Origin of the sequence: Vibrio hepatarius (genome assembly GCF_011806575.1) — a bacterium.
GTDB lineage: Bacteria > Pseudomonadota > Gammaproteobacteria > Enterobacterales > Vibrionaceae > Vibrio > Vibrio hepatarius_A.
In genome coordinates this window covers 19481-38613 of record NZ_JAATOO010000012.1, presented here as the reverse complement: position 1 = coordinate 38613, position 19133 = coordinate 19481, and the positions used below count along the sequence as shown (strand labels likewise).

12 protein-coding genes are annotated in these 19133 nt (G+C 47.6%); 9 read left to right on the top strand and 3 right to left on the bottom strand.

The window, feature by feature from the left end:
* Positions 1–46 precede the first annotated feature (46 nt).
* Positions 47–1516 carry a glutamate synthase subunit beta gene (locus HCZ42_RS11320; RefSeq protein ID WP_167420802.1) on the bottom strand — a complete coding sequence of 490 codons (1470 nt, stop codon included), beginning with the start codon at positions 1514–1516 and terminating at the stop codon, positions 47–49.
* Positions 1516–6057: a glutamate synthase large subunit gene (gltB, locus tag HCZ42_RS11315; RefSeq protein WP_167420801.1), complete on the bottom strand. Its 4542-nt coding sequence runs from the start codon at positions 6055–6057 to the stop codon at positions 1516–1518. Before gltB ends, HCZ42_RS11320 begins: the two co-directional genes overlap by 1 nt.
* Positions 6058–6589: 532 nt before the next feature.
* On the opposite strand from gltB, the gene HCZ42_RS11310 reads away from it, so the two are divergent.
* The 3 genes from HCZ42_RS11310 to HCZ42_RS11300 all read left to right on the top strand — a co-directional run bounded on the left by HCZ42_RS11310 (position 6590) and on the right by HCZ42_RS11300 (position 10630).
* Positions 6590–7537 carry a TIGR01212 family radical SAM protein gene (locus HCZ42_RS11310; protein WP_167420800.1) on the top strand — a complete coding sequence of 316 codons (948 nt, stop codon included), beginning with the start codon at positions 6590–6592 and terminating at the stop codon, positions 7535–7537.
* Between the two features lie 298 nt (positions 7538–7835).
* Positions 7836–10178 (top strand): aerobic respiration two-component sensor histidine kinase ArcB, encoded by a 2343-nt coding sequence (gene arcB, locus HCZ42_RS11305; RefSeq protein WP_167420799.1) that lies wholly within the window; start codon positions 7836–7838, stop codon positions 10176–10178.
* 5 nt (positions 10179–10183) lie between these two features.
* Positions 10184–10630, top strand: a complete 447-nt coding sequence (locus tag HCZ42_RS11300) for a hypothetical protein (protein ID WP_167420879.1) — start codon at positions 10184–10186, stop codon at positions 10628–10630.
* Between the two features lie 71 nt (positions 10631–10701).
* Here HCZ42_RS11300 and tolC read toward each other — a convergent pair whose 3' ends face one another.
* Complete coding sequence (gene tolC, locus HCZ42_RS11295; RefSeq protein WP_167420798.1) at positions 10702–12006, bottom strand: outer membrane channel protein TolC; 1305 nt, start codon at positions 12004–12006, stop codon at positions 10702–10704.
* A gap of 232 nt (positions 12007–12238) precedes the next feature.
* On the opposite strand from tolC, the gene nudF reads away from it, so the two are divergent.
* From nudF to parC, 6 genes are all read left to right on the top strand, one after another.
* On the top strand, positions 12239–12868 hold the full coding sequence (gene nudF / locus HCZ42_RS11290) for an ADP-ribose diphosphatase (RefSeq protein ID WP_167420797.1): 630 nt from the start codon (positions 12239–12241) through the stop codon (positions 12866–12868).
* On the top strand, positions 12856–13296 hold the full coding sequence (locus tag HCZ42_RS11285) for a DUF1249 family protein (protein WP_053408996.1): 441 nt from the start codon (positions 12856–12858) through the stop codon (positions 13294–13296). The genes nudF and HCZ42_RS11285 overlap by 13 nt, the downstream gene beginning before the upstream one ends.
* Before the next feature lie 10 nt (positions 13297–13306).
* Positions 13307–14125, top strand: coding sequence for a 3',5'-cyclic-AMP phosphodiesterase (gene cpdA, locus HCZ42_RS11280; RefSeq protein WP_167420796.1), 819 nt, complete (start codon positions 13307–13309; stop codon positions 14123–14125).
* A gap of 29 nt (positions 14126–14154) precedes the next feature.
* A complete protein-coding gene (gene yqiA, locus HCZ42_RS11275) occupies positions 14155–14736 on the top strand; it encodes an esterase YqiA (RefSeq protein ID WP_167420795.1) in 582 nt (193 codons plus the stop codon).
* Between the two features lie 207 nt (positions 14737–14943).
* Positions 14944–16824: a DNA topoisomerase IV subunit B gene (gene parE, locus HCZ42_RS11270; protein WP_167420794.1), complete on the top strand. Its 1881-nt coding sequence runs from the start codon at positions 14944–14946 to the stop codon at positions 16822–16824.
* A 3-nt stretch (positions 16825–16827) separates the two neighbouring features.
* Positions 16828–19101: a DNA topoisomerase IV subunit A gene (gene parC / locus HCZ42_RS11265; RefSeq protein WP_167420793.1), complete on the top strand. Its 2274-nt coding sequence runs from the start codon at positions 16828–16830 to the stop codon at positions 19099–19101.
* Positions 19102–19133: the final 32 nt, after the last annotated feature.

Below are 19133 nucleotides of genomic sequence, written 5' to 3'. Positions count from 1 at the left end.
TTCAGCCAGAACCATTCAAGGTTTACAGGTTCTGGCTGAGATCGTGTTAAGCCGAAAGCATTAAAGAGTCTGCTTTAGCTTCTAGGTTTGTGTTACCCATTAAGTACTGATCGACAGCGCGAGCACACTCACGGCCTTCATTGATACAACGTACGACCAAAGATTGGCCAGTACGCATATCACCAGCTGCAAATACGCCTGCTTGGTTGGTTTGGAAGTCTTGAGTGGCAACGTTGCCACGTTCATCCAAAGCAACATCCAGTTGTGCCAGTACACCGGTTGGTTCAGGGTGTAGGAAGCCCATAGCAAGGAATGCCATGTCACATGGGATCACGCGCTCACTGCCTTCCACTTCTTTGAAGTTTGGACGCTCGCCCGGTTTTGCATCTTCCCAAACGATATCCGCAATGCGTAGGCCAGTTACTTCGCCTTTATCGTTACCGATAAACTCTTTGGTTAAGATGTTCCAATGACGATCAACCCCTTCTTCATGAGACGTTGAGGTACGAAGGATCATCGGGTATTGCGGCCAAGGCATGTTGGCTGGACGTTTCTCAGGCGGGATCGGCATGATCTCTACTTGTGTGACACTCGCCGCTCCGTGACGATTTGACGTACCCACACAGTCAGAACCGGTATCACCACCACCGATAACGACAACATGTTTGCCCGCTGCGTGAATTTCTTCACCTTTCAGGTCCATATTGTTTGCACGGCGGTTGTTCTGAGCAAGGAATTGCATCGCAAAGTAAACGCCGTTCAGTTCACGACCCGGTACTGGTAGGTCGCGCGGTACGGTTGAACCACCTGTCAGCAGTACGACATCGAACTCTTGACGCAGTTGTTGCGCGTTAACGTCAACACCAATGTGCTGGTTTACTTTAAATTCAACGCCAGCTTCCGCCATTAGGTTAACCTTGCGATCGATCACTTCCATGCTCAATTTGAAATCAGGAATACCAAAACGCAAAAGACCACCGACTTTTTCGTCACGCTCAAATACGGTCACATGGTGACCCGCGCTGTTTAGTTGCTCCGCCGCTGCCAGACCCGCTGGTCCACTGCCGATAATTGCGACGGTTTTACCTGTGCGAGTACGTGGCGTTTTCGGCTTCGCGTAACCTTCACGGTAAGCGGTCTCAACGATGGTTTTCTCGATATTACAAATCGTGATTGGGTCTTGGTTGATGCCCAATACACACGCGCTTTCACACGGAGCAGGGCACACACGACCAGTAAACTCAGGGAAGTTGTTGGTGGTACTCAGAATGTTCCACGCTTCTTCCCAGCTATCGCGGTACACAGCGTCATTAAACTCTGGAATGATGTTGCCGATTGGACAGCCGTTATGACAAAACGGCACGCCACAATCCATACAACGCGAAGCTTGTGTATTGATCTTGTCACCAAACTCTTCGTTAAGAACGAACTCTTTGTTGTTCTTAATACGTTCAGCAGGGTCGATCTTTTGTGGTAACTCACGACCGTGCTCTAAAAATCCAGTAGGCTTACCCATTACACTGCCTCCGCTTCTTGTTGTTGCGTTGCTTCCGCCTTGCGTTTTTGAAGCACGGCTTTGTAGTCACGTGGCATGACTTTCACCAAGCTTTGCAAGCTCTCTTCAAAGTTAGCAAGGAACGATTGAGCAACTTCACTTCCTGTGAATTCGACATGCTTAGTCAGCATATCAAGTAGTAGTTCTTTGTCTTCCTGTTCGATTGGGTCTAGGTCAACCAACTCGGCGTTGAGCTTGGATTCAAAATCACCTGACTTGTCCCAAACGTAGGCGACACCGCCACTCATACCCGCGGCAAAGTTACGACCAGTTGAGCCAAGGATCACCGCCACACCGCCAGTCATGTATTCACAACCGTGGTCACCGATGCCTTCAACAACAACCTTGGCACCAGAGTTACGAACACAGAAACGCTCACCAGCCATTCCGCGAATGTAAGACTCACCCGAAGTCGCACCGTAGAAACATACGTTACCAACCACGATGTTATCTTCTGCGATGATGCTAGAGTTTGAATCTGGGTACAGCACTAGGGTACCGCCTGACAGACCTTTACCCCAGTAATCGTTCGCATCGCCTTCGACTTCAAACTTAACGCCTTTCGCTAGGAAAGCACCGAACGATTGACCAGCAGAACCGGTGAACTTGACGTTCATTGGCTGAGGTAGACCTTGGTCTTTGTACACTTTCGAAATTTCGTTCGATAGCATAGTACCTGCAGAGCGGTCAGTGTTGATGATCGGGAACGCTGCGTTGACTGCTTCACCTTTCTCAAGTGCTGGAATCGCCGCTTGAATCAACTGGCGGTCTAGTACTTGTTCTAGGTTGTGGTTTTGTTGAGTCTGGTTGTACACACCGTCTAGCTCGCGAGCTTGTTCGACGTGTAGAACTGGCGTCAGGTCAAGATTCTTGTACTTCCAGTGGCTGATGTCTTGGCGAATTTTCAGTTTCTCACCCTGACCAACCATTTCGTCGATAGTGCGGAAACCCAGTTCAGCCATGATTTCACGTAGGCCTTCAGCCATGTATTGGAAGAAGGTCACGACATCTTCTACGCGGCCGTCAAAGCGCTCACGCAGAGTTTTGTTTTGTGTTGCGATACCAACTGGACAGGTGTTTTTATGACACTTACGCATCATGATACAACCTTCAACCACCAAGGCTGCGGTTGCGACGCCCCATTCTTCAGCACCCAATAGTGTTGCGACCGCTAAGTCACGTGGTGTCTTCATCTGACCATCAGCCTGAACCACGATACGGTTACGTAGGCCATTCTTCAGTAGCGTTTGGTGTGTTTCTGCCAGACCCAGCTCCCAAGGAAGACCAGTGTGGCGAATAGAAGACATTGGTGATGCACCTGTACCGCCGTCGAAGCCTGCGATAAGCACTACATCTGCTTTTGCCTTGGCTACGCCCGATGCGATAGTACCTACACCCGCTTCCGATACCAGTTTTACGTTAACTCGGCCCGCGCGGTTAGCGTTCTTCAAATCGTAAATTAGCTGAGCCAAATCCTCGATTGAGTAGATATCGTGGTGTGGTGGTGGTGAAATAAGGCCGACACCCGGAGTTGAGTGACGCGTTGCACCGATCCAGTCATCCACTTTATCACCCGGTAGCTGACCGCCTTCACCTGGTTTCGCACCTTGAGCCATCTTAATTTGTAGCTCGTCAGCGTTGGTTAGGTAGTACGAGGTAACGCCGAAGCGACCTGACGCTACCTGTTTAATCGCTGAGCGTTCCCAATCGCCATTTTCTTTACGCTCGAAACGCATTGGGTCTTCGCCGCCTTCACCCGAGTTCGATTTTGCGCCTAAGCGGTTCATCGCGACAGCTAGGGTAGAGTGCGCTTCGTATGAGATAGAACCAAACGACATCGCACCAGTAGCAAAACGTTTAACGATGCTCTCGATTGGTTCGACTTCAGACAATGGAATGCTGCCCGCTGGATTTTTCACAAATTCAAGCTGGCTACGTAGTGTGACTGCTTTATCACCTTGCTTATCTACCGCATCAGCGTATTGCTTAAACTGAGCGTAATCTTTGTTGCGAGTCGATTGTTGTAGCAGCGAAATCGTTTCTGGGTTGAACAGGTGACGTTCGCCACGTTGTTTCCATTGATAAACACCGCCCACATCGAGAATCTGTACTGGGATTTCACGTGTTGGGTAACCCACACGGTGTCGGATTAGTACTTCTTTGGCGATATCGTTTAGCGTCAGACCTTGGATACGTGAAACGGTACCAGTGAAGTATTTTTCAACCACTGATTTGCTGATACCCAGAGCTTCAAAGATCTGCGCGCCGTGATAAGACTGTAGTGTCGAGATGCCCATCTTCGAGAAGATCTTCAACAGACCGCCGTTGATCGCTTTGCGGTAGTTGTCGAATAGGTCACGCGGGTCTGCGTCTGCATCCAGTTTTTTCTTACGCTGCAGGTCGATGATGGTTTCGATAACCATGTACGGGTTAACAGCGTTTGCACCGTAGCCAACTAATGTAGCGAAGTGGTGTGTTTCACGTGCGTCACCGGTTTCAACCACGATGCCACATTTTGCACGTAGACCTTTACGGATCAGATGGTGGTGAACCGCGCCAACCGCCAGCATTGCTGGAATCGCTGCGTGGTTTGAGTTCACGGCACGGTCGGTCAATACGATGATCGAGTAGCCGTCAACTACTGCGTCTTCTGCGTATTGGCAAATACGTTTCAGAGCGCGCTCGAGTTTGCCTTCGTCTTCACTCGCTTGGAATACGATATCAAGCGTTTTCGCTTGTAAGTGTTCGTTATCGATCGCACGCAGTTTCTCTAATTCAGAGTTAGAGATAACAGGTGATTCCAGTTCTACTTTACGACAGTGGATTGGAGACTCTGCTAACAGGTTCTGATCCTTACCGATGTAAGTGTTCAGAGACATGACCATACGCTCACGAATCGGGTCGATCGGCGGGTTGGTTACCTGGGCAAATAACTGCTTAAAGTAGTTTGAAAGATGCTGAGATTGGTGTGAAAGCACCGCCAATGGCCAGTCTGCACCCATAGCGGATAAAGGCTCTTTACCTTCGTTGGCCATTGGTACGATAAGCTCGTTTACTTCTTCAGAAGTGATACCAAACGCTTGCTGGCGGTGAAGAACACGCTCAGGGTTTGGCTGGCTGTGCACGCTGTCAGCAGCAGGCAGTTTGTTTAGGCTGAGTAGGTTTTCTTCAACCCATTTTTCGTATGGCTGCGCTGTCGCGATGCTGTCTTTCACTTCTTCATCAGAGATGATACGACCTTGCTCTAGGTCAGCAACGAAGATACGACCTGGTTGTAGACGACCACGGAACTCAACGTTCTCTGGTGCAATTTCAACAACACCGGACTCTGACGCCATCACTAGGAAATCGTCTTTGGTCACTGTGTAGCGTGAAGGGCGCAGGCCGTTACGGTCAAGCGTTGCACCAACTTGAACACCATCGGTGAAACAAACAGAAGCCGGTCCATCCCACGGTTCCATAATGTTCGCGTGGTATTGGTAAAACGCGCGACGTGTTGGATCCATGTTTTTGTTTTCTTGCCATGCTTCAGGAATCATCATCATCAATGCATGTGGCAGTGAACGGCCTGAAAGAACTAATAGTTCTAGAGCCATATCGAAGTTCGATGAATCCGAGCTGCCTTCCTGACAAATTGGCAACAGCATATCGATCTCTGCTTGAGTAAACAGATCCGATTGAATGATCGCTTCACGCGCTTTCATCCAGTTCAAGTTACCGCGCACGGTGTTGATCTCACCGTTGTGGGCAATGTAACGGAAAGGCTGCGCCAAACGCCATTTAGGGAATGTATTGGTAGAGAAACGAGAGTGTACAAGAGCGAGCGCTGTCACCATCGTCGGGTTTTGTAAGTCTAGGAAGTATTGTGGTACTTGTTCTGTCGTTAACTGGCCTTTGTACACCAACGTCTTGTATGACATTGAGTTGATGTAAAAGTCATCACCAATGTTAGACACGCTTTCTAGACAAACACGTACCGTGTAGTTACGCAGTACGTATAGCTTACGCTCAAGTTCTTCAGGTGTTGTGCTTGGACCACCAGAGACAAACACGTGTTCAAACTGAGGTTCAGTGCTTAACGGATCAGCACCGATCATTGAGTTGTCTGTTGGCAGTACACGGTAACCCAGTACTTCTAGGTCAAGACGTTGTGCGTTACGTTCTAGAATGTCACGGCATTGTGCGCGTTTGTGTTCGTCTTTAGGGAACAACACCACGCCGACACCGTATTTTTCGAAAGAAGGCAGTTTAATACCAAGTTTAACCGCTTCTTCCAAAAGAAATTCGTGAGGTTTTTGTAGCAAGATACCTGCGCCGTCACCACTACATGGGTCACAGCCTTGACCGCCGCGGTGTTCCATACGCGCCAGCATGTCGAGTGCTTGGGTTACTACTTCGTGAGATTTACGGTTTTTTAGGTGAGCAACAAAACCGATACCACAAGCGTCGTGCTCCAGCTCAGGAGTATAAAGACCTTGGGCTTTTTGCTCTCTATCTACCATAGATACATCCTTCCAGTTCAGTAGGCGTGAAAGTGCGAGTCGAAACTGACTTTACGACCTGTCCTTTATTTTTATGATTCGAAGCCTTCCTAGGTTGGAGGCTTTGAGTCCATTCCGCTTCTCGCAGGAAAAATATTGCGAGATAAACAATCCTTGGTGATATCCGTTTTTTAAGTATCACTATCCAGTGATTTATATAGGTGGGAGGGGAATATCACCGAAGTTTCAGTTATCTATTGTGTAATAAAAAACACAAAAATTACTAAAAACTGAAAGTATCCTACAATTTTGTCCACTTCTAATGCAATCAAAAATCGCCTTGTCGCCCACTTTTTTGGGGTTATTATTTTGATAATATGTTTAACTTTTGCGTAACATTTGTCTTATTCACCAGTTTTGTGAATGTTTATTGACTTTGCTTAACTCTTATCTTGTTTGAAATCGCTACATTCCACCCTCGAATATTTTCAGAATTGTAATTTAATTACACTAATCGCAATGATATTCATTCTCGTATTATTTAGGGTTATATATGCAGTTACATGAGTTGGTTAATACCATCGGACAGGATCTACAACGACGTTATGGCGAAAAGGTACACAAACTAACCCTACACGGTGGATTCAGTTGCCCTAACCGAGATGGCACGATTGGCCGAGGGGGCTGCACCTTTTGCAACGTAGCGTCGTTTGCTGATGAACAGGCACAAATCAAAAGTATTGAATCACAACTCAAAGATCGTGCAGGCGAAGTGAGCCGAGCGAAAAAGTACTTAGCTTACTTTCAGGCATATACCAGTACTTATGCGGAAGTTCAGGTATTGAAAAGTATGTATGAGCAAGCGTTGCAAGTGGCTGATATTGTCGGGCTATGTGTCGGAACTCGTCCGGATTGTGTCCCCGACGCGGTGCTGGAACTATTGTCTGAGTACGTTAATCAAGGTTACGAGATTTGGCTCGAACTTGGCTTGCAAACCGCCAACAATCAAACTCTGAAACGCATTAACCGTGGCCACGATTTTGAGTGCTATGCTGAAATTACCCAACGGGCTCGGGCTTTGGGCATTAAAGTGTGTACTCATCTCATTGTTGGCTTACCGAGAGAGCAGCGTGAAGATAATATTGAGACAATGCGTCGGGTGCTGGAAGTGGGGACCGACGGGATTAAACTGCATGGTTTGCATATTGTTGAAGGCAGTACGATGGCAAAAGCGTGGAAAGCGGGCAAACTTCAAGCTCCTGAGCTAGACCAATATGTCGCCATTGCCAGTGAGCTGATCCGCATGACTCCGCCGCATGTGATATTTCACCGTGTTTCCTCAGCGGCGAGAAGACCGACTCTGCTTGCGCCACTTTGGTGTGAGAACCGTTGGCTGGCGATGACCGAAATTGGCCGTGCGTTAAATCAAGACGGCGCGCAAGGCTCGCTGATTGGCCAACCTTATACTTACGTTAAGCCGCAACTCAAGACAAACTCATAACCTCATTTCCGCATTTCAAGAGTAATAGGAAGCAGCCAAAGTCACCGCTTCCTATTAGCAACCCTTCTTGCGTCACACATCAGGCATTTAGCCCTTTGACGGCACAGTATTCTTTTAGCCGTTGTGGGGTAAAAAAGGTAAAATCGAGCTAACCGCTTAAAACGATACGTGAACTTTGTCGCTTCATATTTAGAATAGCGACAACAACCTTTAGGCCGCATTATATGAATTCTCATTGCCTAAAGAGCCGAACCTGTTCATATGACGTTTTGCCTGATTTACCTGCACGGAGCGCTGAATGAAGCCAATAAAAAATCTCGCCCAATATTACGTAGACCTTCTCGTTAAGCTTGGCATTTTACGTTTTTCCATCTTGCTCGCATTGGCACTGGTTGCATTGGCGGTAGTGGTGCAAGTCGGTGTGACTTTGGTGTTGACTGGCCACGTCGATGACATCGACATCGTTCGTTCGGTGTTCTTTGGTCTGCTTATCACCCCTTGGGCGGTGTACTTCTTGTCTGTGGTTGTCGATCAGTTGGAAGAATCTCGCCAACGTCTCTCTAAACTGGTTTCGAAACTCAAAGATATGCGATCGCGTGACCAAGAACTCAACCAAAAGCTGCAGCAGAATATTGCTAAGCTAAATCAAGAAATTGAAGAACGGATTAAAGCCGAGGAAGCGCGCGAAGAAGCGATGAAAGACCTAGAAAATGAGGTGTATCAACGCGAACGTACTCAGGTGGAACTGGCAGAGCGAACGGCGCTATTGCGCTCGTTTATCGATGCCTCACCTGACTTGATTTATTACCGCAACGCGGACGGCGTGTTCTCAGGCTGTAACCGCGCAATGGAAGAGCTGACCGGTAAGAAAGAGAACCAATTGGTTGGTTTAACTCCGTGGGATGTCTACAGCAAAGAAGTGGCGCAGCAGATCGTCGATACCGACCAGAAAGTGTTTGCCGATAACCAGGCGATTACTTATGAACAATGGCTCGAGTACCCAGACGGGCATCGCAACTACTTTGAACTGCGTAAAGTGCCGTTTTACAGCAAAGACGGTCGCCATCTTGGCTTGGTCGGTTTTGGCCGAGACATCACCGAGCGTAAACGCCATGAAGAGTCACTAGAGAAAGCCAGCCGCGATAAAACCACATTTATCACGACCATCAGTCACGAGCTGCGTACGCCGCTCAACGGGATTGTTGGTCTAAGTCGCATGCTACTCGATACGCAATTAAATGAAGAGCAGCGCCATCACATGCAGACCATCAACGTCAGTGCGATCACGCTTGGCAATATCTTTAATGACATCATTGATATGGACAAGTTTGACCGCCGCAAGTTAGAGCTATATCCATCGACGCTTAACTTTGAACAGTTTGTCGCTGAAATGGAGAGTATCTCTGCGCTTATGGCGTCGCAAAAAGGGCTGCGTTTTGATTTGGAACGTTTGAGTGAGCTGCCTTCAGCGATTGAAGTTGACGCCACTCGTTTACGCCAAGTGCTGTGGAACCTCGTCAGCAACGCGATGAAGTTTACCAAAGAAGGCGGTGTGGTGATGACGGTCAGCGCTGAGGTTCAAGACGGCTATGCTGACATCACGATGGAAGTGGAAGACAGCGGTATCGGCATCCCAGAGTCGGAACTGGATAAGATTTTCGCGATGTACTACCAGGTTAAGTCGGGCAAAGACAACCTGCACGCGGTGGGCACCGGCATCGGCTTGGCGGTTTCTAAGCAGTTAATCAACATGATGGATGGCGACATCAGCGTAACCAGCGAAGAAGGTTTTGGTAGCACCTTCACGGTTTCCATTCACGTCCCATTAGCTGAAGAAGAGGAGTTGCAAGCAGTCGTACCTGTGCAGCAACAGGAACTCAATATCTTTATGGTCGAAGATATTGAGCTCAACATCACGGTAGCTCGTTCGCTGCTAGAGAGTATGGGCCACGAAGTGAGTGTCGCCATGACGGGTGAAGAAGCGTTGGAGATGTTTGATCCAGAGATCTACGATCTGGTGTTCCTCGATATTCAGTTGCCTGACATGACCGGGTTCGATGTCGCTGAGTACTTCCGTAAAACCTACAAAGACCTTCCTCCGCTGGTGGCGTTAACGGCGAATGTACTGAAGAACAAATCGGAATACCTTGAGAAAGGGATGGACGATGCGATCAGCAAACCGCTCTCAGTCAAAGACGTGCAGGATGTGATCGCGAAGTTTACTCAACGTGAGCAAGCCGCGATTGAAGCGGTGGTGACGCCTGAGCCAGAACACGCTGACGATAGCGATCAAATTACCCGTCTGTTGGATCTCGATATGCTTGATTCTTATGTTGATATTGTCGGTTCACAACCTGTGTTAGATAGCATCACCATGTTTGAAGATATGATGCCCGATTACATCGAAGTGCTTGACTCCAATATGACCGCGAAGCATCAAGACGGCATTGTTTCAGAAGCGCATAAAATCAAAGGCGCAGCGGGTTCAATTGGTCTTAAGCGCATTCAGAAGGTGGCGCAAAAAGCGCAATCTCCAGAGCTTCCTGCCTGGTGGGAGAACATCGACGATTGGGTGGAAGAAATCAAAAACGAGTACCAACATGATATTCAGGTGCTCAAACAATGGCTGGCGAAGAAGTGAAGAACATGAACAAAGTAGTGGCGTGGGTGTTAAGTGGAGTATTGTTAGGTGGCTGCACCAATCAATCTATTACGTGGCAAGAAACCAATCGGGTCGAGTTTGCTCAGTCGACGGTTGAGTTGCAAAGCCACCTGTGGCTCAACATGATGCCTACGATCGGTGAAGTGCAAGATAGCACGCTTCACGCTGCACTGTATTTGGAGTCAGATAATATCCTGCCTGCGGAACTGAATGTCGAGCGTGTGTCGATTAAGCAAGGAGAGCAGAGTTGGGATATTGAAGGTGATTTGCTTGAACTGAGAACCCATAATCAGAACAAATGGGAAGTGGCGTTTATCTGGCAGTTGCAGCTCGACCCAGAACAGACGGTCGATGTCGCGCTTGAACTCAATATTGACCAGCAAGTTGAGTGGTTGGTTGAAAAGAACGTTAAAATTCAAAAGGTTTACTAGCGACTGTACCTCAAATCCCAGCCAATAAAAAAGCTTGCCATACGGCAAGCCTTTTTGTGTTTTGCGTTGACTTATTTCGCCGACTTCAGACCTGAGTCGATGTCTAAGATATCTTGCTCACTCAGAGTACCTACCGCTTGGCGCAGTTGAAGTACGCTTAGGATGTAATCGTAACGCGCTTTAGACAGGTTCTTGTTCGCGTCGTATAGACGGCGAGTCGAGTCTAATACGTCTACGATAGTACGAGTACCTACATCAAAACCTGCTTCTGTCGCTTCAAGTGCTGATTTCGCTGAAACCACTGTCTGCTCGTACGCGCGTAGTGCGCCGATAGAAGCAGAGATGTTGTTGTTAAATGCACGAACATCACGTACCACACTACGGTAAGAGGCTTCTAGATCTTGGCTAGCGGCAACATAGTTGTATTCTGCTTGTTTGGTCAGTGAGGTTGTATTGCCACCTGTGTAGAGTGGTACCTCCAAGTTTACACCGACACTGAAATCAGACGTGTCATAAGTTGCAGTGTTGTCGTTGCTTTCGTCAATGTAGTTGTAGCCACCGTCTAAAGTTAGGGATGGCAGGTGACCAGAACTCGCGAGAGAAATTTGGTCTTTCGCTACATCTTGAGCGATACGAGCAGACAACAGGTTAAGGTTTTTTTGTTGTGCTTCTTCAATCAGTTGGTTGATCGGCGTTGACGGTTTGCTCGCAGAGAAGCGACGAGTATCCAAAACGTCTAGATTTGAATGTTCTTGGCCAGTGATTTCACGTAGACCTTCGTAGCTATTGTTCAGGTCATTGCGCGCAAGTACTTCATCGGCAAGTACCGCGTCGTACTGTGCTTGTGCATCGTGTACGTCAGTGATCGCTGATAGGCCCACTTCAAAGCGTTGTTTCGTTTGCTCTAGCTGACGGCCAACCGCTGCTTTCTCTGCTTGAACGAAAACTAGGTTATCTTGAGCGCGAAGTACTTCGAAGTACGCTTGTGATACGCGTAAGATCAGTGCTTGTTGAATCGCAGCGTATGACGCATCTGATTGACGTGCACTTTTCTCTGCTACGTCTAGCGTTACCCAGCTTGAACGTTGGTAGAGTTCTTGAGAGAAGTTAATACCAGCGGTAAATTTGTCACTATCACGAGTATCTTCGTCACTACGGTTGATGTTGTAACCAGCATTTAGCGTAATTTGAGGCAGCAATGTTGAGCGGCTAGAGGTCACTGCTTCAAATGCAGCATCACGCTGCGCAGCTGCGCTTAGTAATGTTGGATCATTTTCTTTTGCTTGATTGTAAATGTCTGCCAATGTATCAGCGTAAGCAGTAGCGCTTAGACTGCCTAACGCGGCACTAACAAATAGTGGAAGCAGTTTCTTCATAGGTATTTTTTCCTGCCAAATATAAAAATGGTGACTATTCCAGAGTTTAACTCAAAGTGATGTTAATTCATGCAAAACTTTGCAACTTTTTACACTTAACTGCCCGAGTGTGCAATAAAATAATTGTTCAATTTAACTCAGATTATAAAAATTATATAAAAAGTTGAGCCATGTCCTTGGAACAACCGCTTTTGTCTGAGTAAACTATAAGATTCACTCAGCGAGGTGCCAAATGCAACATCCTGACCAACAACAACGCGAGTTTACGCCTGAAGATGTTGACGTTCTCTCAAAAGAGACACTCTTCAAAGGTTTTTTTAGTATGGTGAAGTACCGTTTCAGACATAAATTGTTTGAAGGAGGCTGGAGCCAAACTATCGAACGAGAAATGTTCGAGCGCGGCCACGCGGCAGCCATGCTTCCTTATGACCCTGAGACCGATCAAGTGGTCATTATTGAGCAGATTCGAGTTGGTGCACTTGAGCACGAGCATCCGTGGCAGCTAGAAATTGTCGCAGGAATCATCGACCGCGACGAATCGGCCGAGCAAGTGGTACGTCGTGAAGCCGTCGAAGAAGCTGGCATTGAGGTGTCTTTACTTGAAAAAGTGACGTCTTATTATCCTTCTTCTGGTGGCTGTTCAGAAATGCTCGACGTGTACGTGGGTAAAGTGGATGCGTCAACCGCACAGGGTGTTCATGGTTTAGACTATGAAGGTGAAGATATTCGAGTCCATGTGGTTAGCCGCGAACAGGCTTACCAATGGGTTGTGAACGGTAAGTTTGAAAATGGAGCGTCGATCATTGCTCTCCAATGGTTGCAGCTCAACTATCAGCGTTTAAGAAGCGAATGGCAAAAGTAGCAGAGAGAAAACCGTATCATGTTGATTTAGCAGAACTGATGCGAACGTACGAAACCAATTATGCAAAATTGAACGCTCTCATTCCGAATAATGCGAGCGTCGGAGACGTACGTTGCTACCAAGCCGCGAGTATGACTTACCAAATTCAAGTGGGCGAAGTCACAAAGTACACAACTTTGGTCGATATCTGTCAAAGCGATGACGTTCCGGTATTTCCATTGCCAAAAATGTCTGTCAGGCTCTACCACGATGCTCGCGTAGCAGAGGTCTGTGAATGCGCTCACTTGAAACGCATTAACGCACGTTACGACTACCCGAATGACAAAATGGTTCAACAAGATGAAAAAGCACAACTGAACCGTTTTTTGGGCGATTGGTTAACGTTTTGTTTACGGCATGGTATCAGCCGAACGCCGATCAATATTTAGGTTTGTAATTTTGAAAGTAACTTCAAGCTCTTCAGACGGCAGTATTAAGCTGCTCCAAATTACAGATACTCACCTGTTTGAAGCAACAGATGGTAGCTTGTTGAGCGTTAATACCGGTGACAGTTTTAACGCAGTGGTTAATGCGATTCTCGAACAGCAGTGTGAATACGACGCAGTGCTGGCGACGGGTGATATTTCTCAAGATCATAGCGAAGTGTCTTATCAGCGATTTGAACGTGGTATTGTACCACTAGAGAAACACTGTTTTTGGCTACCGGGTAATCACGATTTTAAACCGAACATGACTTCGGTGCTCCCGTCTCAACAGATTCAACACATTGAGCACGTGTTGCTGGGTGACCATTGGCAAATGATTCTGCTTGACTCTCAAGTTGTCGGAGTACCACATGGGCGATTAAGCGATCAACAGTTAGCACTATTGGAAGAGAAACTGACCCAACATGCTGACCGTCATACGTTAATTTTACTCCACCATCATCCGATCTTGGTGGGTAGCGCTTGGCTTGACCAGCACACTTTAAAAGACGCTCAAGACTTTTGGAACGTGGTAGACAAACACGAGAACGTGAACGCGATACTATGTGGGCACGTGCATCAAGATATGAACGTGATGCACAATAACGTTCGAGTTATGGCAACACCGTCAACGTGTGTGCAGTTTAAGCCTAACTCTGACGATTTTGCCTTAGACACGCGCTCCCCAGGTTGGCGAGAGTTAGATCTTAAGCCAGATGGTCAAGTTGAAACCTTGGTGAAACGCTTACCTCAAGGCAGCTTTCAACCTGACTTTAATTCAGCGGGATACTAATCGCTAACGTCGTCAAAACTAGGAACATTATGAAACCTTCATTACTTCTTTATATTCATGGTTTTAACAGCTCGCCATTTTCACATAAAGCGAATGTGATGAAAGCGTACTGTGAGCAGCACAGGCCTGATATAAACGTCGTCGTTCCTAAGTTGCCGTGTTTTCCACAGTTAGCAGCGCAGCACTTAGCTGAGATCGTTGCTCAGAGCAAAGACGATTTTCAAATTGGACTTGTTGGCAGTTCACTCGGCGGTTATATGTCGATGTGGCTCAACCAACAGTTTGGTTTTAAAGCGGTGGTGGTGAACCCAGCAGTTAAGCCATACGAACTATTGGCAGATTTTCTGGGTGAGCAAACCAACCCATACACGAATGAAACATACATTCTTGAATCTAAACATATTGATGAGTTGAAGGCACTCGATACGCCTAATCTTAACAATGTTGCTGACTTCTGGCTGCTGCAACAAGAAGGCGATGAAGTACTCGATTATCGTCAAGCGGTGGCGAAGTTTACCGGCGCGAAACAAACGGTTGAGCAGGGCGGCGACCACAGTTTTATCAACTTTGAACGCTATCCTCAGCAGATCATAGAATTCCTTGAGCTTTAACCCTCATTGAGGGAAGAGTCATAAATTTACCTGATACTTGCGTATCTCGCTTGACATGATCAGGTCTCTTCCAAGACTATGTTTCACCTATACTTGCGCGGCTTTAGTTGGTCATAGATTGATCATTTTTGGCACTTTTAATCATTACTAAGCCTCATTGACTGCCCGCCAAGTCATCTTTTTATTCTTTATAACGATATCCGTATTATGACTGAACAATATAATGCGAAAGACCTCTCGGTTCTTGAAGGTCTCGACCCAGTACGACATCGTCCTGGCATGTATACCGAAACAGAGCGACCAAACCACTTAGCGCAAGAAGTTATTGATAACTCGGTGGATGAGGCACTCGCAGGGCATGCTAAGAAGATTAAGGTTATTCTTCACGCAGACCAATCATTGGAAGTAATTGATGATGGTCGAGGCATGCCGGTTGATATTCACCCAGAGAAAGGTATTTCCGGCGTCGAACTTATCATGACCAAGCTTCACGCTGGTGGTAAGTTCTCCAACGATAACTACAAGTTTTCTGGCGGTTTACACGGTGTTGGTATTTCGGTAGTAAACGCGCTCTCCAAACGTGTCGAAGTGACAGTAAAACGCGAAGGTCAGGTGCATGAAATCGCATTTGAAAATGGCGTGACAGTCAGTGATTTAAAAGTCACTGGTACGTGTGGTCACAGAAACACTGGTACCGCAGTGCACTTTTGGCCAGACAGCAAATACTTCGATAGCGCAAAATTCTCTGCGATTCGTTTGGTAAACAACTTACGTGCGAAAGCCGTATTGTGTCCAGGCCTTGAGATCATCTTCAGTGACAAGGTCAATAACGAAGAGCACAAGTGGTATTACGAAGACGGACTGAAAGACTACCTAGCGGAAGGCGTGAAAGGTTATCCGGTCTTGCCAGAAGAGCCATACATTGGCGAGTTTGTCGCTGATACGGAAATGGCAAACTGGGCGGTGATCTGGCAACCAGAAGGCGGTGATATGATCACCGAAAGTTACGTCAATTTGGTACCGACCAAACAAGGTGGTACGCACGTAAATGGTTTACGCCAAGGCTTGCTTGATGCAATGCGTGAGTTTTGTGAGTTCCGTAACTTACTGCCACGTGGTGTTAAGTTGACCGGTGACGATATCTTCGACCGCTGTTCGTACGTCTTATCGGTGAAGATGCAAGACCCGCAGTTTGCCGGTCAAACCAAAGAGCGTCTTTCATCTCGCCAAACCGCGGCGTTTGTTTCCGGTGTGGTCAAAGATGCCTTCAGCCTGTGGTTGAACGAAAAACCTCAGCTAGCGGAGCAATTAGCCGAAGTCTGTATTGCGAATGCTCATCGCCGCATGCGTGCGAGCAAAAAGGTTGTACGTAAGAAAGTGGCGTCAGGTCCGGCGCTACCGGGCAAACTGACCGACTGCTCTGTTCAAGACCTTAACCGCACTGAAATCTTCTTTGTCGAGGGCGACTCGGCGGGCGGTAGTGCAAAACAGGCGCGTGACCGTGAGTTCCAAGCGGTGATGCCGCTACGCGGTAAGATTCTGAATACTTGGGAAGTGTCTGCTGACCAAGTCTTGGCATCTCAAGAAGTCCATGACATCTCTGTTGCTTTGGGTATTGACCCAGACAGCGACAACCTTGAAAGCCTGCGTTACGGTAAAATTTGTATCCTTGCCGATGCGGACTCGGATGGTCTGCACATTGCGACGCTATTGTGCGCACTGTTTACCCGTCACTTTAAGGCGCTGGTTGAAGCTGGCCATATCTACGTTGCGATGCCTCCTCTGTACCGAATTGACTGTGGTAAAGAGGTCTTCTACGCGTTAGACGACGATGAGAAAGAAGGTATCTTAGAGCGTCTTTCGAAGAAGAAAGCCAAAATTAACGTGCAGCGATTCAAAGGTCTGGGTGAGATGAACCCACTGCAGTTGCGTGAAACCACCATGGATCCAAATACTCGTCGTCTGGTGCAGTTGACCATCGACGACAACGAGTCGACCATGGAAATGATGGACATGCTGCTCGGTAAGAAACGTGCAGATGACCGTCGTAGCTGGCTACAACGCAACGGCGATATGGCAGAGGTTTAACGAATGTCTACAGAAATTACCTACGATGGCGTTGAACAATTGCCAATGCGCAAGTTCACTGAAGACGCTTATCTGAACTACTCAATGTACGTCATTATGGACCGTGCGTTGCCGTATATCGGTGACGGTTTAAAGCCGGTTCAACGACGTATCATCTATGCAATGTCGGAGCTTGGTCTTTCGGCAGCGGCAAAATACAAAAAATCGGCACGTACCGTTGGTGACGTGTTGGGTAAATACCACCCGCACGGTGATTCTGCGTGTTACGAAGCCATGGTGTTGATGGCTCAGCCGTTCTCCTACCGTTACCCGCTGGTGGATGGTCAAGGTAACTGGGGTGCTCCGGACGATCCGAAATCATTCGCGGCGATGCGTTATACCGAAGCGAAACTGTCTAAGTTTGCTGAAGTTCTTTTAGGTGAATTAGGTCAGGGTACGGTTGAATGGCAACCAAACTTTGATGGCACGATGAAAGAGCCGCAAATGCTGCCTGCTCGTCTACCGCATATCCTACTGAATGGTGTAACGGGGATCGCGGTAGGCATGGCGACAGATATTCCACCACACAACGTTCGCGAAGTTGCTGAGGCAGCGATTCATCTGATCGATAGTCCAAAAGCAGAACTGGCGGATGTGATGAACTTTGTTCAAGGTCCGGATTATCCGACTGAAGCAGAGATCATTTCACCAAAAGCCGATTTGGAAAAAATCTACCGCACTGGTCGTGGCAGCATCAAGATGCGCGCAGTCTGGCACAAAGAAGGTTCAGACGTAGTGATTACTGCGCTACCTCACCAAGTGTCAGGTGCGAAGCTACTTGAGCAAATCGCGAACCAGATGCGCGCGAAGAAGCTACCAATGGTTGACGATCTGCGTGACGAGTCAGACCACGAAAACCCGACTCGTATTGTTATCGTACCGCGCTCAAACCGCGTCGACTGCGATCAGTTGATGAACCACTTGTTTGCATCAACCGATTTAGAAAAGAACTACCGTGTTAACCTGAACATGATTGGCTTGGACAATCGTCCTCAGGTTAAAGGTTTGGTTCAGATCTTATCTGAATGGATTGAGTTCCGCCGCACTACAGTACGCCGTCGTTTACAGCATCGTCTAGATAAAGTACTGGCGCGCTTGCACGTGTTAGAAGGTTTGTTGGTTGCTTACCTCAACCTTGATGAAGTCATCGAAATCATCCGTACTGAAGATGACCCGAAAGCGGTGTTAATGGCACGTTTTGGTATTACGGAGATCCAAGCTGACGCGATTCTGGATACTAAACTTCGTCATCTTGCCAAATTGGAAGAGATGAAGATCCGTGGCGAGCAAGAAGAGCTGGAAAAAGAACGCGAGAAGCTAGAACAGCTATTGGGTTCTGAGCGTCGTCTCAACACGCTACTGAAAAAAGAAATCAAAGCGGATGCTGAGAAGTACGGTGATGACCGTCGTTCGCCTCTTATTGAACGTGCAGAAGCCAAAGCACTGACCGAGCGTGACCTCGTGCCTAGCGAACCAATTACGGTTGTGTTGTCTGAAAAAGGTTGGATTCGTCATGCGAAAGGCCATGATGTAGACGCGGAAGGCTTGAACTATAAGTCAGGGGATAAGTTCCTCGCGTCGGCTAGAGGTAAGAGTAATCAGCAAGCGGTATTTTTAGGCAGTGATGGTCGCAGTTATTCACTCGAATCTCACTCGTTACCATCGGCTCGTAGCCAAGGTGAACCGATTACCGGTCGTCTGAATATCACTGCGGGTAGCAACATTCGCCAAGTGATCATGGGCGAAGATGATCAGCTTTGGTTAGTGGGTTCGGATGCGGGTTACGGTTTCGTATGTAAAGGAAGTGACTTATTGTCGAAGAACCGCAGCGGTAAAGCGCTGGTGACGTTACCTGCGAACTCGGAAGTGATGACGCCAAATGCGATTTCGGACCTAGATTCGGACGAAATTGTCGCGATTACCAACCAAGGCCGAATGTTGTTGTTCCCAATTAAAGACCTGCCGCAACTAGCGAAAGGTAAGGGTAACAAGATCATCAACATTCCAGCGGCGAAGGCGAAAGATCGAGAAGAAATTCTTTCTCACCTGATTTCAGTGCCAAAAGACGCGACGCTGACCCTGTATGCAGGTAAACGTAAACTTGGCCTCAAACCAAGTGACCTTGATAACTTCCGTGGTGAACGTGGTCGTCGAGGCGGTTTACTTCCTCGTGGCTTGCAAAGAGTGACCAAGATAGAAGTCGAAACTTCCAATAGTGAACCTTCTAGCGAAGAGTAAAACAAAAAATCCCATGCACTGCATGGGATTTT

Bases quoted from the DNA above. Each gene is read 5' to 3' on its own strand.
- HCZ42_RS11285 (WP_053408996.1), top strand. From the start codon at position 12,856: ATGGCAAAAGTAGCAGAGAGAAAACCGTATCATGTTGATTTAGCAGAA.
- gltB (WP_167420801.1), bottom strand. From the start codon at position 6,057: ATGGTAGATAGAGAGCAAAAAGCCCAAGGTCTTTATACTCCTGAGCTG.
- HCZ42_RS11310 (WP_167420800.1), top strand. From the start codon at position 6,590: ATGCAGTTACATGAGTTGGTTAATACCATCGGACAGGATCTACAACGA.
- parE (WP_167420794.1), top strand. From the start codon at position 14,944: ATGACTGAACAATATAATGCGAAAGACCTCTCGGTTCTTGAAGGTCTC.
- parC (WP_167420793.1), top strand. From the start codon at position 16,828: ATGTCTACAGAAATTACCTACGATGGCGTTGAACAATTGCCAATGCGC.
- arcB (WP_167420799.1), top strand. From the start codon at position 7,836: ATGAAGCCAATAAAAAATCTCGCCCAATATTACGTAGACCTTCTCGTT.
- HCZ42_RS11320 (WP_167420802.1), bottom strand. From the start codon at position 1,516: ATGGGTAAGCCTACTGGATTTTTAGAGCACGGTCGTGAGTTACCACAA.
- nudF (WP_167420797.1), top strand. From the start codon at position 12,239: ATGCAACATCCTGACCAACAACAACGCGAGTTTACGCCTGAAGATGTT.
- HCZ42_RS11300 (WP_167420879.1), top strand. From the start codon at position 10,184: ATGAACAAAGTAGTGGCGTGGGTGTTAAGTGGAGTATTGTTAGGTGGC.
- yqiA (WP_167420795.1), top strand. From the start codon at position 14,155: ATGAAACCTTCATTACTTCTTTATATTCATGGTTTTAACAGCTCGCCA.
- tolC (WP_167420798.1), bottom strand. From the start codon at position 12,006: ATGAAGAAACTGCTTCCACTATTTGTTAGTGCCGCGTTAGGCAGTCTA.